Source organism: Bradyrhizobium sp. CIAT3101 (assembly GCF_029714945.1).
Lineage (GTDB): Bacteria > Pseudomonadota > Alphaproteobacteria > Rhizobiales > Xanthobacteraceae > Bradyrhizobium.
In genome coordinates this window covers 4,083,127-4,099,839 of sequence record NZ_CP121634.1, presented here as the reverse complement: position 1 = coordinate 4,099,839, position 16,713 = coordinate 4,083,127, and the positions used below count along the sequence as shown (strand labels likewise).

Here is a 16,713-nt window from a genome sequence, read left to right as displayed (position 1 = left end):
CCAGACCTTACTGATAGATCGGGAACCGGTCGGTGAGCGCCTTGACCCGTTCCTTGATCGCGGCCTCGACCAGCGGCGCCTTGCCGTCGTCGGACTGCGCGATCGCGTTCAGGACCTCGGCGATCATGCCGCCAACCTGCTGGAATTCAGCGACACCGAAGCCGCGGGTCGTCGCCGCCGGCGTGCCCAGCCGAATTCCGGAGGTGACGAACGGCGACTGCGGATCGAAGGGAATGCCGTTCTTGTTGCAGGTGATGGCGGCGCGGACCAGCGCCTTCTCCGAAACGTTGCCCTTCAGGCCCTTCGGCCTGAGGTCAACCAGCATCAGATGGTTATCGGTGCCGCCGGAAACAATATCGAAGCCGTGGCTCTTCATCGCCTCGGCCAGCGCCTTGGCGTTCTCGACGACGTTCTTCGCGTAAACCTTGAAGTCCGGACGAAGCGCTTCGCCGAACGCAACCGCCTTCGCCGCGATCACGTGCATCAGCGGGCCGCCCTGCAGGCCCGGGAAGATCGCCGAGTTGAACTTCTTGGTCAGCGCCTCGTCGTTCCACAGCATCAGACCACCGCGCGGACCGCGCAGCGACTTGTGCGTGGTGGTCGTAGTGACGTGGGCATGCGGCACCGGCGAGGCATGCACGCCGCCGGCGACGAGGCCCGCGAAGTGCGCCATGTCGACCAGCAGATACGCACCGACCGAGTCCGCGATCTCGCGGAAACGCTTGAAGTCCCAGGCGCGCGAATAGGCCGAGCCGCCGGCAACGATCAGCTTCGGCTTGACCTCTTCGGCCTGCTTGGCAACCGCGTCCATGTCGATGAGCTGATCCTCGCGGCGCACGGTGTAGTGCGCGGCCTTGAACCACTTGCCGCTCATGTTGACGGGCGAGCCGTGGGTGAGATGGCCGCCGGCCGCGAGGTCGAGACCCATAAAGGTGTCGCCGGGCTGCAGCAGCGCCAAAAACACCGCCTGGTTCATCTGGCTGCCGGAGTTCGGCTGCACGTTGGCGAAGTTGGCGCCGAACAGCTTCTTGGCGCGATCGATCGCGAGGTTCTCGGCGACGTCGACCCACTCACAACCGCCGTAGTAGCGCGCGCCCGGATAACCCTCTGCGTATTTGTTGGTCATGACCGAACCCTGCGCTTCCAGCACGGCCCGGCTGACGATGTTCTCGGAGGCGATCAGCTCGACTTCATGGCGCTGCCGGCCGAGCTCGCCCTTGATGGCGGCGGCGATTTCCGGGTCGGCCTGCTCGAGCGAGGCGGTGAAAAACGAATCGGGCGCAGAGGCGGACGCTGCAGAGTTCTTGGCGAGGGTCATCTTGCGAATATCTCCACCGCCGCAGCCTTTTGGCGGGCTACGGGGGTCTTGGTGTGGCGATCGGAAGCGGCGAGCGCGATCTACCACATCGCCCGCCCCCGGCCAAGTAGTTGAGGGTCGAGCGTGATATTTATGCAAGATATGGTGGGGATCGGAGCATTTTGGGGATGGAAGACTCTCTGGAACCGCCCCCGATCCACCCCTCCCTGAAGGGTCCGCTTCGGACCCTAAATGACGGCCCCGGCGCCGGCTGGAATCCCCTACAGCCCGGTATACCCGGCCTTCACGGGGTCCACGCTGCCGTCGAGCTGGCGCAGATAGGTCAGGCCGCAGACCGTCAACCTGTGGGTGTCTTTCTCACCGGCTTCCATCAACGTATTCAGATAGTTCGTGACCTTCAGGCGCGCCTCCTCGCTCGCCGCCGCCGTCCGGTTGGCGAGCAAGTCATAGGTCTGCATGATGCGGTCGATGGCAGCTTCCATGGCACCCTCTGGTCTTTCGGAATTTTGGGAGTCTTGATCAGGCAACCGCTCTCGCCTCGGCCTGCGCCTCGAAGCGCGCGATCGCCTTGTTGGCGAGCCTGATCTTGTTGAATTCGCCGTGCTGGAGCAGCTTGATGATGATCTCGAGCAGGCGTTCGTTGGTGACGAGCGTGTCGGGGATCGCGCCGGAACGACGGAGGTAGTTCGCGGCGATGGCATAAGCATCGCTCACGAGCTCGACGTTCATTGCCTGCAACCCGCGCTCGACCAGCATTGCATCCTCCGATCCCGAGGAGACAACTGCGACGCGAACAACTGGTTCCACCCGGCCGTCATATTTTTCGCAAGTGCGAAAACGACGACAAAACGCACCGGTCCGGGGCAAGCCGGGCCGGCGCGCTTGGGGAAGCAGGCACGTTCGGGAAGGCTTGCCGGTCTTGTTTTGGGCCGGCTTGGCCAAATCCCTCGGAAAACTCAGAGCCGATACAGGATCTGGTCGGTCCAGAACCGCTCGAGGCGGTGCAGCGACTTGTTGAGGGTCGAGAACTCCTCGCCCGAGATGCCGCCGACCTGTTCAACGGTCTTGACGTGCTTCTGGTAGAGGCTGTCGACGATGCGGCGGACTTCCTGGCCCTGCGGCGTCAGGCGAATGCGCACCGAGCGGCGGTCAACGCGCGAGCGCTGATGATCGAGGAAGCCGAGCTCGACGAGCTTCTTCAGATTGTAGGAGACGTTGGAGCCGAGATAGTAACCGCGCGTGCGCAGTTCGCCCGCGGTCAGCTCCTTGTCGCCGATGTTATAGAGCAGGAGCGCCTGCACGGAATTGATGTCGGCGCGGCCACGACGATCGAACTCGTCCTTGATCACGTCGAGGAGACGGCGATGCAGCCGCTCCACCAGAGTCAATGCTTCCAGATAGAGCGACTGCACCGAACCCTGCGGGCCCGAAACGCGCTCTGCGGTATCTGCCGCAGTTGCGACGGCTTTCATCATGACACTTCCCCTGTTGTCGTTTTTATCGACACTTATTCGACGAAACTTGTGTCCCGTCTGATAGGTGCAACTTAAGGGGGGCGTTTGAAGATCGGCTTAAATAAGAGAATAAAGAGATCATGAATTTAAGACAGTGAATTGCGGATTAAGCCTGTGCCACAAGGGCTTTTCGCAACCGTCTGTTGACCTTCGCAAGGTCCTGTTCACCCTCCGTGCGCCCGTTCTGTCGCATTCCAGAACAGCCCCGCCCCGTTTCGAAACGCACGCGTAACAGCTGTGGCGGATACCGCTAGGTCAATGAAAAGTTACCTCGAATTTTACGCAACGAGTGGTCAACCAAACGCGCGTGAAATCGCTGGTGTCCCGGAGTTGAACAGACCGTGGGATGGGTACAGCGAAGCGAAACCCATCATTCGCGCGCGGTTGCATCGATGGGTTTCGCTTCGCTCCACCCATCCTGCAAGATGCCTGCGCGCGATCGCTATGGCGGTCGTTCGCGCGCGGCCATCCAGGCGAGTGCGAGATAGGCGGCGAGCATGAAGGCCTCGACGCCGACCACGATCAGGCTGCCGCCATAGATGCCGGGGAACATCAGCTCGATCACCGCCATCGACACCACGGTGGTGAGCCACACCACCGCGCCCCAGGGCGTGGCGAGCCAGAGGCCGACGGCGGCGACGAGCTCGATCACGGCGAAGTAGATGGTCGAGGCCTGCCAGGCCATCGACTGGTTCTCGAACGCCTCGTCCTCGCCGCCGACGAAGCCCGTCACTTGCGCCCAGTGATAGAGGCCCTTGAGGATCGACAGCAGCGCCATCACGCGCAGGAACAGCACCAGCCGGCGCGTCCAGACATTGTCGTCGGACTCGGGGCGCTCCGACGAGATCGCCGCCACCGACATCGCATTGTCGCGGGCGCTGTCTCTGACGGCATCTCTGGCATTGGCGCCGTCGCGGGCCGCATCGCGGGTGGAGATCTCGGACATGGCCCCCTTCTGGCCGGTTCGCCCCGCAAAATCAATCGGCAGCGCAAGTCGGTTCAATTCTGCCTTGCGGCAGGTCAAGCCGCGGTGGCGGGAACCATGCGAGCTGGTATAAGAATAATTCCAGCCGGAGGAAGACTAATGGCGATCAAATACGGACGTCCGATCGAACTGCGCGAGGTTGCGCGCGGGACGGGTGCAGCGGTGCCCCATGCCCTCGATCTGACCGTCCGCCCGCGCCGCAACCGCAAGGCCGAATGGGCCCGGCGGATGGTGCGCGAGAACGTGCTCACCACCGACGATCTGATCTGGCCGCTGTTCCTGATCGACGGCAGCAACAAGCGCGAGGCCATCGCCTCGATGCCCGGCGTCGAGCGCCTCAGCGTCGACCAGGCCGTGCGCGAGGCCGAGCGCGCCATGAAGCTGACGATCCCCTGCCTGGCGCTGTTTCCCTACACCGACCCGTCCTTGCGCGACGAGGAAGGCTCGGAAGCGACCAACCCGAACAATCTGGTCTGCCAGGCGGTGCGCGCGATCAAGAAGGAGTTTCCCGAGATCGGCATCCTCTGCGACGTCGCGCTCGATCCCTTCACCAGCCACGGCCATGATGGCCTGATCGTCGACGGCAAGATTTTGAATGACGAGACGGTCGCGGTGCTGGTGCGCCAGGCGCTGGTGCAGGCCGAGGCCGGCTGCGACATCATCGCCCCCTCCGACATGATGGACGGCCGCGTCGCCGCGATCCGCGAGGGGCTGGACCACTCAGGCCTGCTCGACGTGCAGATCATGGCCTATGCGGCCAAATACGCCTCCGCCTTCTACGGCCCGTTCCGCGACGCTATCGGCTCGGCCAAGACGCTGACCGGCGACAAGCGCACCTATCAGATGGACAGCGCCAATACCGACGAGGCGCTGCGCGAAGTCGAGCTCGACATCTCCGAAGGCGCCGACATGGTGATGGTGAAGCCCGGCATGCCCTATCTCGACGTGGTCCGCCGCGTGAAGGACACGTTTGCGATGCCGACCTTCGCCTACCAGGTCTCCGGCGAATACGCGATGATCGCAGCCGCCGCCAACAACGGCTGGCTCGACGGCGACCGCGCGATGATGGAGAGCCTGCTCGCGTTCAAGCGCGCCGGTGCCGACGGCGTGCTCAGCTATTTTGCGCCGAAGGCGGCGGAGAAGCTGCGCGCGCAGACGTAAGTATCGTAGGTGCCGTAGGGTGGGCAAAGGCGCATTTGCGCCGTGCCCACGATTGGTCGCGATCATTACCGGATGGTGGGCACGCTTCGCTTTGCCCACCCTACGAGACTTTCGCTGTCGGCCTCCCCCGCCCCCGAATTGCCGGAATATTTCGGCTTGTTGACGCGCGCGCACCCTTGGCAGGGGAATAGCCTGTTCCCATGTCCTGCCACGGGAGTTTTCCCTGGGAGGACGGACAATGTCTTATGACTCGGGTAGTTCAGGCGCCTGGCGCAGTGATGGCGCGGCTCACGCCTACGACCCCTATCTGCATCCGGAACTGTTCCGCGGTGTCGCGACGCGGCGGGTGTTCGCGTTCCTGATCGACATGGTCGTGATCTCCGTTCCCGTCATCCTCGGCTACATCTTCATCGCCCTGTTCGGCGTGGTGACGCTCGGCATCGGCTGGGCGCTGTTCTGGCTGGCTTGGCCCGCCTCCGTGATCTGGGCCATCGTCTATTACGGTGCCTGCATCGGCGGTCCCTCGTCCGCGACCATCGGGATGCGGATCATGGATCTTGAGCTGCGCACCTGGTACGGCGCGCCCGGCTACTTTGTCCTCGGCGCCACCCATGCCGTGCTGTTCTGGGTGACGGTCTCGTTCCTGTCGCCGTTCGTCGTGCTGGTCGGCCTGTTCAACGGCCGCCGGCGGCTGCTGCACGATTTCGTGCTGGGAACGGTCGTGATCAACAATTCCGTTCGGGCGCCCGTGCCGCAAACGGCAAGGACCTACTAACCAGGCTCCGCTAGACTGACTGACCTGACCTGCCAAGCGGACCGATTGACCGGGGGCTTTCGTAGCGCGATGCTGATACTCACTTCGGAGGCCCACGACGTCCCTTGACCCAGCACTCGCGCGACACCCCCCAATTTTACCTCACGGCGCCGTCCCCCTGCCCGTATCTGCCGGGCCGGCATGAGCGCAAGGTGTTTACGCACCTCGTGGGTGATCGCGCCGGCGACCTCAACGACCTCCTGACCCATGGCGGTTTCCGCCGCAGCCAGTCGATCGCCTACCGGCCGGCGTGTGACCAGTGCCGGGCCTGTGTCTCGGTGCGCGTGGTCGCCAACGAGTTCCGCCCCTCCCGCAACTTCCGCAAGGTGATGGCGCGCAATTCCGACATCATCGGCGAACAGCGCAGCGCGGTACCGACCTCCGAACAATATTCGGTGTTTCGAGCCTATCTCGACGCCCGCCACCGCCATGGCGGCATGGCCGACATGACCGTGCTCGACTACGCCATGATGGTCGAGGACAGCCATGTCGAAACCCGGATCATCGAATATCGCAAGCGCGGTCCCGACAGCGGCATCACCGGCCGTGGCGAGGAGCTGATCGCGGTCGCGTTGACCGACGTGCTCAGCGACGGTCTGTCGATGGTCTATTCGTTCTTCGAGCCGAGCCAGGTCAGCCGCTCGATGGGCACCTTCATGATCCTCGACCACATCGCCCGCGCCCGTCGCCAGGGCCTGCCCTACGTTTATCTCGGCTACTGGATCGAGGGCTCCAAGAAGATGGACTACAAGGCCCGCTTCCTGCCGCAGCAGCGCCTCGCCCCCTCAGGCTGGCTGCGCATCGACGCACAGGGCGATGCGGCGTCCGAGCCGCAGGATTAGCTGCCTCACATTCCCTGTCATGCCCCGGCTTGACCGGGGCATCCAGTACGCCGCGGCTTTTCGGCTCAACAACAACTGTCTCTGGAATACTGGGTCGCCCGGTCAAGCCGGGCGACGATAGTGGGGAGTAATTAGCCGAACAGCGTATCCACCAACAGCTTCACGTTCAAAACCACGATGACGCCCGCGACGATCCACGCGGTCGCAGCGATATAGGGTGCAATCGCAAACTGCCCCATCTTGCGGCGATCCGACACGAAGCGCACCAGCGGAATGACGGCGAACGGCAGTTGCATCGACAGCACGACCTGGCTGAACACCAGCAGGTCCGCGGTGCCGCGCTCGCCGTAGATCGCGGTGACGACGATCACCGGAATGATGGCGATGCCGCGCGTGACGAGGCGGCGCGCCCAGCTCGGCAGGCGCAAATCGAGAAAGCCTTCCATCACGATCTGGCCGGCGAGCGTCGCCGTGACCGTCGAGTTGAGGCCTGACGCCAACAGCGCCACCGCGAACAACGTCGAGGCGATGCCGAGGCCGAGCAGCGGCGAGAGCAGCTCAAAGGCCTGGCCGATCTCGGCAACATCCGAGTGACCACTCTTGTGGAAAGTGGCGGCCGCCACGACGAGGATCGCGGCGTTGATGAACAGCGCCAGCATCAGCGCGACGGTCGAATCCGTCGTCGCCCATTTGATCGCCTCGCGACGGCCTTCGTCGTTGCGCTCATACGCACGCGTCTGCACGATCGAGGAATGCAGGTACAGATTATGCGGCATCACGGTTGCACCGATGATGCCGATCGCGATGTAGAGCATCTCGGAATTGGTGAAGATCTCGCTCTTCGGCACAAAGCCGTGCAGCACCTCCGCGACCGGCGGCGCGGCGGCGACGATCTGGACCGCGAAGCAGACCGCGATGACCGCAAGCAGCGCCATCACGAAGGCTTCGAGGAAGCGGAAGCCGCGGTTCATCAGCACGAGCAACAGGAAGGCGTCGAGGGCTGCGAGCAGCGCGCCGCCGACCAGGGGAATGCCGAACAGCAGCTTCAGCGCGATCGCGGTGCCGATCACTTCAGCGAGATCGCAGGCGATGATCGCTGCCTCGCAAGCCAGCCAGAGCAGGAAGTTCACGGCCGGCGAATAGGTCGCGCGACAGGCCTGCGCGAGGTCGCGATCCGTGACGATGCCGAGCCGCGCCGCCAGCGACTGCAGCAGGATCGCCATCAGATTGGAAAGCAGGATGACCGAGAGCAGCGTGTAACCGAATCTGGATCCACCGGCGAGGTCGGTCGCCCAGTTGCCGGGGTCCATGTAGCCGACCGAGACCATGTAGCCTGGGCCGACGAAGGCCAGCAGCCGCCGCCACCACGCCCCCGCCGCGGGGATGGCGACCGTGGCGTTCACCTCGGCCAGGCTCTTCGTGGTCGGCGCGTCGGTGCGCCAGCCGGTACCGGCGGCTTGGGTCAGGTCCTGGGTCAAATCAGGCGATCGGGCATCCATGCTGGCAGAATACCGGGTTTGAGCCTTATTGCAACTCATTTGCAACTGCATCTAGCCGCATCAGTTCCATGCAGCCGGCCCATTTTGCCCGATCCTGTCGGGAAGCGGGTGGGTTTGGCCGTCCCCGGCGCGAATACTGGCCCCAATCCGACTTTGCAGGAAATGAGCCATGTCAAATCCGCCCCGTCTCCCCGAAACCTTCAACCGCCTTGCCTGGTCCAACCTCGCGGCGCAGTCGGCCGAACAGATCGCGCTGGCCGCAGCGCCCATCGTCGCCGTGCTGACGCTGGGCGTGGCGGAGGGCCAGACCGGCCTGCTCCAGACCGCTCTCACTCTGCCCTTCGTCCTGTTCGCCATTCCGGCTGGCCTGCTCGCCGACCGCATCTCCCGCCGCTCGTTGATGGCGGGGGCCGAGGCGCTGCGTGCGGTGGCGCTCGCGACCATCGTGCTGCTGCTCGTGCTCGGCGCGCTCAATCTGTCGCTGCTGGCGCTGCTCGGCTTTGCCGCCGTCTGCGGCACCGTCGTCTACAGCGTGGCCGCGCCGGCGCTGGTGCCCTCGCTGGTGAGCGCGGAGCTGTTGCCGGCTGCGAATGCCCGCATCGAGCTCGCGCGCACCATTGCCTTCGCAAGCGGGCCTGCGCTCGGCGGCGCGCTGGTCGGCTGGTGGGGCGCAAGCCTCGCCTTTGGCTTTGCCGCGGCGCTCTCGGCCATCGCCGTCGTGCTACTCTCCGGCATCTATGAGCCAGCGCGTGCGCCCGTGCCGCGCCGCCACCCGTTCCAGGATATCCGCGAAGGCGCGGCCTTCGTGTTTCACCATGCGCTGCTGCGGCCGGTGTTCATCACGCAGTTCATTTTCAACACCGGCTGGTTCTTGCAGATCGCGGTGTTCGTGCCGTACGCGGTGCGTCATCTCGGCCTGAGCGCTGCCGGTGTCGGCACCGTGCTGACGATGTACGGCGTCGGCATGGTGATCGGTGCGCTGTTCGCCACGCGCGTGATGAAGCGCATCGCGTTCGGCACCGTGGTCGGCCTCGGCCCGGTCACCGGCTTCGTCGCCGCCGTCGTGATGGCGCTGACGGTGCTGGTGCCCTCGCCGTGGCTCGCGGGTCTCAGCTTCTTCCTGCTCGGCGTCGGGCCGATCCTGTGGGTGATCTCGACCACGACCTTGCGCCAGTCGGTGACGCCGCCGCGCCTGTTGGGCCGTGTCTCCGCCATCAACATCATGAGCTACGGCGCCCGCCCGCTCGGCTCGGCGCTAGGCGCCATCGTCGGCGGCCTCTACAGCGCGGAAGCGTGCCTCTATCTCGCGGCCGCCGTGTTCGGCGTGCAAGCGCTGATCATTTGGCTCTCGCCTGCGGTCGCGCTGGATCGGCAGCCGGCCATGGTGGGGGACGAGGTGGCGGCGCGGTGCTAGCTCCTCTTGCGTCGTCCTGGCGAAAGCCAGGACGACGTTGTGGAGATAGCCGGCCTAATTCGCCAGATACCGTTCGTAGCTGCCCGTCACCGGTTCGCTCGCGTCGACCTCGGGATCGAGCGTGTAGAGGTCCTGCGCGCGGCCGATGCCGCGCAGCGCGTAGCGGCCGGTGGAGACGAGATAGCGGCGGCCGGCGGCATCCAGGCCCTTGTAAAACTCGGCTGACGCCAGCAGCTCGCGATCGACCGAGCGGCTCATCGAGGCGATGCGGCTGACCTCGTTGACCGTCGGCCCCACCACGGTGAAATCGAGCCGGTCCTCGCTGCCGATATTGCCGTAGAAGACCTCGCCGACATGCAGGCCGATATAGGCGGACGTGGTCGGACGGCCGTCGGCCTCGCGCCGCACGTTCAGCGCCGCGACGTTCTGGCGAAACAGGTGCTCGGCGCGCAGCGCAGCGCGGCGGGCATGGGCCATGTCCTCGCCGGTGAACATCGCGAGCACGCCGTCGCCAATCAGCTTCAGCACGTCACCGCCGGCCTCGTGGATCGCGTCGATCACGGCCTGCGCATAATCGTTGAGGAACGGGATGATCTCGTCGGGGCCGATGCTCTCGCTGATCCCGGTCGAGCCGCGCAAATCCGAATACCAGAGCACGGCGTTGATGCGTTCGGTGACGCCGCGCGAGATCCGTCCGCCCAGCACCTGTTCGGAGGCGCCGCGGCCGAGATAGACGCGCCCGAGCGTGCGCGCGATGTCGACCTGCTGCGCCGATTTGATCGCAAGCCCCAGCACCGGCACGAGATCGCGCAACGCGACGAGTTCCGGCTCGGAGAAGCCTTCATCGCGCCGCGTGGTCCAGCAGGAATAGAGGCAGTCCATCAGCCCAAGCGCGCCGTTCTCGCCGAAGCGATGCACGAAGGCGAGATAGTGCTTATGGCCCTTCTCGGCGAGATCGCCGATCTGCGAGAAGTCCATCGAGGGCGCATCAGCCAGATCGATCACCATCTCGTCGTGGCCGTGCTCGAGCATGTGGAAGAACACCGAACGGCGCCAGTTCTTGGCGGCGTCGCCCTCGGCGGTCGAGCCGTATTCGAACACGTCCCTCTCGTTGCTGGCCCTGTCGTTCCAAAGGAAGCCGCGGCCCTCATAGATCGGATGCAGCGTGTCGATGACGACGAGCCCGCGCGAGAGTTCCAGCCCTTCGGCGCGGCAGCGCTCGCAAAAGCCGCGCAGCAGCTCGTTCTCGGGAAGGCCGGTGAGGCCCTGACCGGTCAGCCAGTTCATCAGCGCAAGGCGGGAGGTGAGTTGCATACGCCATTATGGCGTGCATTCGTGACGAGCGAAAGGCCGCGCACAACCTAGGCTCCCACCCGCCGCGGGTCGAATATGTCGCGGACGCTGTTGACGCGCGCGCGCCTCGGGCCGCAAATGCAACCAATGACACCGTCGACCAGAAACACTGGACTATGAGCCAGCGCCAGCTTCCGATCATCCTGGCGCTCGGCACGACGCAGACCCTGGCCTGGGCCTCCAGCTATTATTTGCCGGCCCTGATCGCCGACCCGATGGCGCACGACCTCGGCATCTCCACCAACTGGATCTTCGGCGCGTTCTCGGCCTCGCTGGTGATCTCGGCGATGCTGGGGCCGCGCATCGGCCGGCAGATCGACCTCGTCGGCGGGCGGCAGGTGCTGTCGGCCTCGAACCTGACGATCGCTGCAGGCCTCGTGCTGCTTGGTTTCTCGCAATCGGTCGCGGTGATGGCGTTTGCCTGGCTCGTACTCGGCACCGGCATGGCGATGGGGCTCTACGATGCTGCTTTCGCCGCGCTCGGCCGCATCTACGGCACGGAGGCACGCGGCTCGATCACCGGCATCACGCTGATGGCGGGCTTTGCCTCAACCGTCGGCTGGCCCCTCACCGCCTGGGGGCTCGCCCATATCGGCTGGCGCGACACCTGTTTCGCCTGGGCTGCCGCCAATATCCTGATCGGCCTGCCGCTCAACTTCTTCATGCTGCCGGCGATCAAGGGGGCGAAGCAGGCCGCGGCAACGGCGGAGAAACCGCACGTCCCGCTCGACCGGACCATGATCCTGCTCGCCTTCGTCTTTGCGGCGGTCTGGACCGTCACCGGCGCCATGGCCGTACATTTCCCGCGCATCCTCGAGGCAACGGGCGCGACCCATGTCGAGGCGATCGCGGCCGGCGCGCTGATCGGCCCGGCGCAGGTGATCGCGCGCATTCTCGAAGCCAGCGTTCTCAGCCGCTTCCATCCGCTGTGGTCGACGCGGCTCGCCTGCCTCACCCACCCGATCGGAGCGGCCGTCGTCGCCATCTTCGGCGCGCCCGCCGCGAGCGCCTTTGCGCTGCTGCACGGCTCCGGCAATGGCATTTTGACAATCGCCCGCGGAACGCTGCCGCTCGCGATCTTCGGCCCGAAAGATTTCGGCTATCGCCTCGGTATCATCGGCGCGCCGGCGCGAATGGCGCAGGCGGTGGCGCCGCTGGCCTTCGGGCTGCTGATCGACGTCATGGGCGCCAAGGTGCTGATGGTCTCGTCCGCCCTCAGCCTGTCAGCGCTGGCCGCGCTGTTCCTGATCCGCGCCGAGAAGCGGGCCGATTGACCGTGCGGTCGCTTTCGCGCACAAGCGCAGCCATGACCGACGACAAAACCCCGCCCCGTACCTTCAAAGGCCTCCTGCGCTGGGCCATGACGCCACCGCAGGCCTGGGGCGTCTATCTCCTCGCCATCCTGCTGGTGTGGTTGGTCTCGTTCTATGCCGGAACGCTGAAGCCGAAGAAGACGCCGGATACGAGCCCGCCGCCGGTCACCGCGCCGAAAAGCTAGGCCGGCTTCGGCTGGCTCGTCGCGATCCCGATGCCGGCGAACACGGCAACCAGCCCGATCAGCAGATTTGGCGTGATCGGCTCGCCGATCAGCAGTGCCGCCAGCAAGGTTGCCGCGATCGGATTGACCGTCATCGTATTGGCAACGCGGGTTGGCGTCGCGCGCGCCAGCGCCATCACCCAGAGGATGAAGGCGAGCGCGCCGCCGCCGGCGCCGAGATAGATCCCGGCAATCCATTGCGCCATCGTGAAATGGTCGAGCGCGGCAAAGCTGCCCTTCGCAAGACCCACGAGCACCAGCACCGCAGCGCCCGCGCCCATGCCGACCGTCAGAAACCCGAGCGCGCTGGAGCGCTGCATCAGCGGCCGTGACAGCACGTTGTAGAAGGCCATGCAGAACACCGCACCGGTCATGATCAGCTCGCCGCGCCAGGAACCGGGCGGGCTTTGTGCCAGGCCCACGGCCAACGCCGCGGCAACACCGAGCACGGCAATGCCGACGCCGACGATCTTTCGCGCCGTCAGCCGCTCCACGCCAAGGATCGCTCCGACCACCATGGTGTGGAGCGGCAGCGTCGCCAGCGCGAGACTGGCGCGGGCGGCGGTCGTGTAGGACACAGCGATGTTGTAGAGGATGAAGAACAGGCCAAAGAAGCAGATGCCGAGCGCCATCACGGCCGGCCAGTCCGGCCGCTGCGGCCAGCGGACGCGCAGCAGCAGCGCGCACGGCAGCAGACACATGAAACCGATCCCCCAGCGCAGGATCGCCAGCAGGACCGGATCGGCGCCGACGACGAGGTAACGGGTGATCGCAGCAGCGGTGCCGCCGATGCTGCTCGACGCCAGAGCGATCGCGACCCCGAGCCATTCCCCCACAGCCGCCTCCTGATCGGGAGCTTTTTGGAGGCGCCTAGCACAGCCCTGCTGCCATCATGGTGGCAACAGGGCGCCGGCGAAGCTAGTCATAAAACTCCGGCGACATCTTCTGGCTGTCGCGCTGGGCCTTGTCGTGGTTGATCCAGAGCTGCCCCTTCTCCTTGGTCAGCGTGTCGGCAATCTTCTGCATCGAGGCGACCGACTGGTCCTTGCTGACATTGTTGACGGGAACGCGCCGGTTCTCCCAATTGCTCTTGAAGTGGGCGGCGTCACCGGAAAGCACGACCGCTCCGGTCTTCGGCAATTTCACCAGCAGCGACTGGTGCCCCGGCGTGTGACCGGGCGTCGAGAGGATGGTGATGCTGCCATCGCCGAACACGTCCTTGTCGCCGCTAAGCAGCTCGACCGGATGCGACGGCTTGAAGCGCGGTTCGTTGTTCGCGCCGGGCCAGTCATATTCGGCCTTCTGCACGTAGAGGGTTGCCTGTGGAAACATCTCGACATTGCCGATGTGATCGGGATGCGTATGCGAGACGCCCATGGCCTTGATGTCGGCGGGCTTGACGCCGATCTGCTCCAGCTGGGCGGCGAGCGTCTTCGGCCGCTTCCAGGTCACGGCCTTCGGATCGGCCGGCGCAAGCCCGTTAGGCATCGCCGCAACCGCGTCGGGGATGCCGGTATCCCACAGGAACCAACCCTGGCTGTGCTTGATGAGATAGCAGGTGTCGACGAAATCCATCGACTGGCCTTCGTTCACCCCGGGCGACCAGCGCCCGATGTCGCCGGCAACCCCCTCCCCGCAATTCATGATGTAGAGTTTCTCGACGCCCGGCTTTTGCGCGAACGCAGCCTGGGCGGACAGCGCGAATGCCGCGACGGCGAGAGCGAGCGTGATCTTGCGTGTCATCCTTGATCCTTCCCTGCAGCGCCGACTTGCTGCGACCGAGGATCAACCCCGCTTCCGCCGCAGAATTCCGCTTCCACTGAGGACTATAGGCGGCCACAGCATATCTTTCTAACGTTCAATGCGGATGAAACCAGCGATTGACAGTGTCGCGGAGTTTCGTTGTAATCAGCGCCATGGGGATTTGAGCGATCTCCCCACGAGGCGACATGCCCAAGTATCGCGTCCCGTTTGCTTTATGCGAGGACGCATCATGTCAACGTTCACGACCATATCATCCGACAAATTGGCGCGCCTGATCGGCACGGCCAATGCCCCTGCTCTGATCGATGTCCGGACGGAGGAGGATTTTGCCGCCGACCGGCGACTGATCCCCGGCTCTGTCAGGTTCAGCCACGAGACCGTTGCGGAATGGGGCGGCGCATTTGCCGGCCGTTCCGCCATCGTTTCCTGTCTGCGCGGCGGCAAGCTCGCACAGGGCACCGCAGCCTGGCTCAGGCAGCTCGGCGTGGAGGCCGAGACTCTCGACGGCGGCTTCGAGGGCTGGAAGGAAGCGAAGCTGCCGTTGCTCGACACCCGCAAGCTCCCCCCGCGCGATACCAAGGGACGCACCGTCTGGGTCACGCGGGCGCGGCCCAAGGTCGACCGCATCGCCTGCCCCTGGCTGATCCGCCGCTTCGTCGATCCCAACGCGGTGTTTCTGTATGTGGCGCCGTCCGAAGTGGTCGCCGTCGGCGAGCGGTTCAGTGCCGCGCCCTTCGACATCGAGAACGTGTTCTGGAGCCACCGCGGCGAGCTCTGCACCTTCGACGTCATGATCGAGGAGTTCGGCGTTGCGACGCCGGCGTTGCTGCGGCTGGCCACGCTGGTGCGCGGCGCCGACACCGCGCGGCCGGATCTCGCACCGGAAGCGCCCGGCCTGCTCGCCGCGTCTCTCGGGCTGTCGCGGATGTACGATGACGACCTCGAACAGCTCGAGGCCGGCATGCTGCTCTACGATTCCTTCTACCGCTGGTGCCGCGACGCCACGGGCGAGACCCACAATTGGCCGACCAACAAGGTGAAGGCGTGATGGATATCCGTAACGCCCAAGCAGAAGCTGATGCCGGTCACGGCGTCAGCTTCGGTGAAGCCTTTCGCGTCTGGCTCCGCGTCGCCTGCCTCAGCTTCGGCGGGCCGGCGGGCCAGATCGCGGTGATGCACCGCATCCTGGTCGAGGAGAAGAACTGGATCTCCGAGGGACGTTTCCTGCATGCGCTGAATTACTGCATGCTGCTGCCGGGACCGGAGGCGCAGCAGCTCGCGACCTATGTCGGCTGGCTGATGCATCGCACCGCCGGCGGGCTGATGGCGGGCGGGCTGTTCGTCCTGCCCGGCATCATCGCCATCATGGGCCTGAGCTACATCTATGCGGCCTATGGCAATGTCAGCTTCGTCGAGGCGCTGTTCTTCGGACTGAAGGCCGCGGTGCTCGCCATCGTCATCGAGGCCGTTGTCCGCGTCGGCAAGCGGGCGCTGAAGAACCGCATCATGATCGCGCTGGCCGCAATCGCCTTTGTCGCAATCTTCTTCTTCGCGGTCCCCTTCCCGATCATCATCATTGCCGCCGGCGTGATCGGCTATGCCGGCGCCCGCGCCGGCCGGCCGGAATTTGCGCCTCCCGGTCACGGCCATGGCGACAGCGGTGCCGTGATCGACAGCATGCTCGGCGAAGCCGTGCCCGAGCATGTCCGCCCCAACACGCCGCGCGCGATCCGGACCGCGGCCCTGTGGCTTTCGCTTTGGCTCGTGCCGGTGATCGCGCTGCTTGCGGTTCTGGGCCAAGCCAGCGTGTTCAGCCAGATCGCGCTGTTCTTCACCAAGATGGCGCTCGTCACCTTTGGTGGCGCCTACGCGGTGCTGGCCTATGTCGCCCAGCAGGCGGTCGAGCATTATCACTGGCTGAAGCCGCACGAGATGCTCGACGGGCTCGGCATGGCCGAGACCACGCCGGGCCCTCTCATCATGGTGCTCCAGTTCGTCGGCTTCATGGCCGCCTATCGCGACCCGAGCGGCCTGTCGCCGATGCTGGCGGCCATGCTCGGCGGCCTGCTTGCGACCTGGGTCACCTTCACGCCCTGCTTCCTCTGGATCTTCGTCGGTGGCCCCTATATCGAGCGGCTGCGCGGCAACACGGGGTTGGCCGGGGCCCTCAGCGCGATCACCGCCGCCGTCGTCGGCGTGATCCTCAACCTCTCGATCTGGTTCGCGCTGCACACCCTGTTCCGCGAGACCGTGCCGGTGCATGCCTTCCCACTGGATTTCGACAGGCCCGTGCTGACGAGCGTCGATATTCCCGCGCTCGTGCTGTCGATTGCGGCTGCGACCGCGATCTTCCGGTTCAAGCTCGGGATGCTGACGGTGCTCGCCGGCAGCTGCGCCGCCGGCGTGGCGTTGCGGCTGGTGGGGGTGATCTAGGGCGTCGAGGCTGGAGGCCGTGCTGCAACGCCTGTCGAGCAGGACAGTCGCGGAACTCCGTGAGCATTGACTTGGATCA

Annotated in this window: 17 protein-coding genes; 8 read left to right on the top strand and 9 right to left on the bottom strand. The window is 65.3% G+C overall.

Going from position 1 to position 16,713, the window contains the following annotated elements:
• Positions 1-7: 7 nt before the first annotated feature.
• The 5 genes from glyA to QA645_RS19295 all read right to left on the bottom strand — a co-directional run bounded on the left by glyA (position 8) and on the right by QA645_RS19295 (position 3,778).
• A complete protein-coding gene (glyA, locus tag QA645_RS19315) occupies positions 8-1,318 on the bottom strand; it encodes a serine hydroxymethyltransferase (protein ID WP_254194033.1) in 1,311 nt (436 codons plus the stop codon).
• Between the two features lie 260 nt (positions 1,319-1,578).
• On the bottom strand, positions 1,579-1,800 hold the full coding sequence (locus tag QA645_RS19310) for a hypothetical protein (protein ID WP_254131946.1): 222 nt from the start codon (positions 1,798-1,800) through the stop codon (positions 1,579-1,581).
• A 37-nt stretch (positions 1,801-1,837) separates the two neighbouring features.
• A complete protein-coding gene (locus tag QA645_RS19305; protein WP_254131947.1) occupies positions 1,838-2,074 on the bottom strand; it encodes a hypothetical protein in 237 nt (78 codons plus the stop codon).
• Between the two features lie 200 nt (positions 2,075-2,274).
• Entirely contained in the window at positions 2,275-2,793 is a 519-nt protein-coding gene (locus QA645_RS19300; protein WP_027529973.1) for a MarR family winged helix-turn-helix transcriptional regulator, read from the bottom strand.
• Positions 2,794-3,274: 481 nt separating this feature from the next.
• Positions 3,275-3,778 (bottom strand): DUF6163 family protein, encoded by a 504-nt coding sequence (locus tag QA645_RS19295; protein WP_254131948.1) that lies wholly within the window; start codon positions 3,776-3,778, stop codon positions 3,275-3,277.
• Positions 3,779-3,916: 138 nt separating this feature from the next.
• Between QA645_RS19295 and hemB the strand changes: the two genes are divergently transcribed.
• From hemB to QA645_RS19280, 3 genes are all read left to right on the top strand, one after another.
• Entirely contained in the window at positions 3,917-4,978 is a 1,062-nt protein-coding gene (gene hemB, locus QA645_RS19290) for a porphobilinogen synthase (RefSeq protein WP_254131949.1), read from the top strand.
• A gap of 238 nt (positions 4,979-5,216) precedes the next feature.
• Positions 5,217-5,753: an RDD family protein gene (locus QA645_RS19285; RefSeq protein WP_254131950.1), complete on the top strand. Its 537-nt coding sequence runs from the start codon at positions 5,217-5,219 to the stop codon at positions 5,751-5,753.
• A gap of 104 nt (positions 5,754-5,857) precedes the next feature.
• A complete protein-coding gene (locus tag QA645_RS19280; RefSeq protein WP_254131951.1) occupies positions 5,858-6,634 on the top strand; it encodes an arginyltransferase in 777 nt (258 codons plus the stop codon).
• 131 nt (positions 6,635-6,765) lie between these two features.
• On the opposite strand, the gene QA645_RS19275 is transcribed toward QA645_RS19280, so the two are convergent.
• Positions 6,766-8,133 carry an Nramp family divalent metal transporter gene (locus tag QA645_RS19275; RefSeq protein WP_283052257.1) on the bottom strand — a complete coding sequence of 456 codons (1,368 nt, stop codon included), beginning with the start codon at positions 8,131-8,133 and terminating at the stop codon, positions 6,766-6,768.
• Between the two features lie 169 nt (positions 8,134-8,302).
• Here QA645_RS19275 and QA645_RS19270 point away from each other — a divergent pair, with 169 nt between their 5' ends.
• Positions 8,303-9,547 (top strand): MFS transporter, encoded by a 1,245-nt coding sequence (locus tag QA645_RS19270; protein ID WP_283052255.1) that lies wholly within the window; start codon positions 8,303-8,305, stop codon positions 9,545-9,547.
• Positions 9,548-9,601: 54 nt separating this feature from the next.
• Here QA645_RS19270 and QA645_RS19265 read toward each other — a convergent pair whose 3' ends face one another.
• Positions 9,602-10,861: an adenylate/guanylate cyclase domain-containing protein gene (locus QA645_RS19265; RefSeq protein ID WP_254131954.1), complete on the bottom strand. Its 1,260-nt coding sequence runs from the start codon at positions 10,859-10,861 to the stop codon at positions 9,602-9,604.
• Between the two features lie 155 nt (positions 10,862-11,016).
• On the opposite strand from QA645_RS19265, the gene QA645_RS19260 reads away from it, so the two are divergent.
• Entirely contained in the window at positions 11,017-12,174 is a 1,158-nt protein-coding gene (locus tag QA645_RS19260) for an MFS transporter (RefSeq protein ID WP_283052252.1), read from the top strand.
• Positions 12,175-12,206: 32 nt separating this feature from the next.
• Complete coding sequence (locus tag QA645_RS19255; protein WP_254131956.1) at positions 12,207-12,398, top strand: hypothetical protein; 192 nt, start codon at positions 12,207-12,209, stop codon at positions 12,396-12,398.
• Here QA645_RS19255 and QA645_RS19250 read toward each other — a convergent pair.
• Positions 12,395-13,273: a DMT family transporter gene (locus QA645_RS19250; RefSeq protein WP_283052250.1), complete on the bottom strand. Its 879-nt coding sequence runs from the start codon at positions 13,271-13,273 to the stop codon at positions 12,395-12,397. The genes QA645_RS19255 and QA645_RS19250 overlap by 4 nt on opposite strands.
• Positions 13,274-13,355: 82 nt before the next feature.
• A complete protein-coding gene (locus QA645_RS19245; RefSeq protein WP_283052248.1) occupies positions 13,356-14,180 on the bottom strand; it encodes an N-acyl homoserine lactonase family protein in 825 nt (274 codons plus the stop codon).
• 250 nt (positions 14,181-14,430) lie between these two features.
• Here QA645_RS19245 and QA645_RS19240 point away from each other — a divergent pair, with 250 nt between their 5' ends.
• A complete protein-coding gene (locus QA645_RS19240; protein ID WP_283052245.1) occupies positions 14,431-15,249 on the top strand; it encodes a chromate resistance protein ChrB domain-containing protein in 819 nt (272 codons plus the stop codon).
• Positions 15,249-16,634, top strand: coding sequence for a chromate efflux transporter (chrA, locus tag QA645_RS19235; protein WP_283053257.1), 1,386 nt, complete (start codon positions 15,249-15,251; stop codon positions 16,632-16,634). Before QA645_RS19240 ends, chrA begins: the two co-directional genes overlap by 1 nt.
• The last annotated feature ends 79 nt before the right edge of the window (positions 16,635-16,713 follow it).

Bases quoted from the DNA above. Each gene is read 5' to 3' on its own strand.
- glyA (WP_254194033.1), bottom strand. From the start codon at position 1,318: ATGACCCTCGCCAAGAACTCTGCAGCGTCCGCCTCTGCGCCCGATTCG.
- QA645_RS19310 (WP_254131946.1), bottom strand. From the start codon at position 1,800: ATGGAAGCTGCCATCGACCGCATCATGCAGACCTATGACTTGCTCGCC.
- QA645_RS19305 (WP_254131947.1), bottom strand. From the start codon at position 2,074: ATGCTGGTCGAGCGCGGGTTGCAGGCAATGAACGTCGAGCTCGTGAGC.
- QA645_RS19300 (WP_027529973.1), bottom strand. From the start codon at position 2,793: ATGATGAAAGCCGTCGCAACTGCGGCAGATACCGCAGAGCGCGTTTCG.
- QA645_RS19295 (WP_254131948.1), bottom strand. From the start codon at position 3,778: ATGTCCGAGATCTCCACCCGCGATGCGGCCCGCGACGGCGCCAATGCC.
- hemB (WP_254131949.1), top strand. From the start codon at position 3,917: ATGGCGATCAAATACGGACGTCCGATCGAACTGCGCGAGGTTGCGCGC.
- QA645_RS19285 (WP_254131950.1), top strand. From the start codon at position 5,217: ATGTCTTATGACTCGGGTAGTTCAGGCGCCTGGCGCAGTGATGGCGCG.
- QA645_RS19275 (WP_283052257.1), bottom strand. From the start codon at position 8,133: ATGGATGCCCGATCGCCTGATTTGACCCAGGACCTGACCCAAGCCGCC.
- QA645_RS19270 (WP_283052255.1), top strand. From the start codon at position 8,303: ATGTCAAATCCGCCCCGTCTCCCCGAAACCTTCAACCGCCTTGCCTGG.
- QA645_RS19265 (WP_254131954.1), bottom strand. From the start codon at position 10,861: ATGCAACTCACCTCCCGCCTTGCGCTGATGAACTGGCTGACCGGTCAG.
- QA645_RS19260 (WP_283052252.1), top strand. From the start codon at position 11,017: ATGAGCCAGCGCCAGCTTCCGATCATCCTGGCGCTCGGCACGACGCAG.
- QA645_RS19255 (WP_254131956.1), top strand. From the start codon at position 12,207: ATGACCGACGACAAAACCCCGCCCCGTACCTTCAAAGGCCTCCTGCGC.
- QA645_RS19245 (WP_283052248.1), bottom strand. From the start codon at position 14,180: ATGACACGCAAGATCACGCTCGCTCTCGCCGTCGCGGCATTCGCGCTG.
- QA645_RS19240 (WP_283052245.1), top strand. From the start codon at position 14,431: ATGTCAACGTTCACGACCATATCATCCGACAAATTGGCGCGCCTGATC.
- chrA (WP_283053257.1), top strand. From the start codon at position 15,249: ATGGATATCCGTAACGCCCAAGCAGAAGCTGATGCCGGTCACGGCGTC.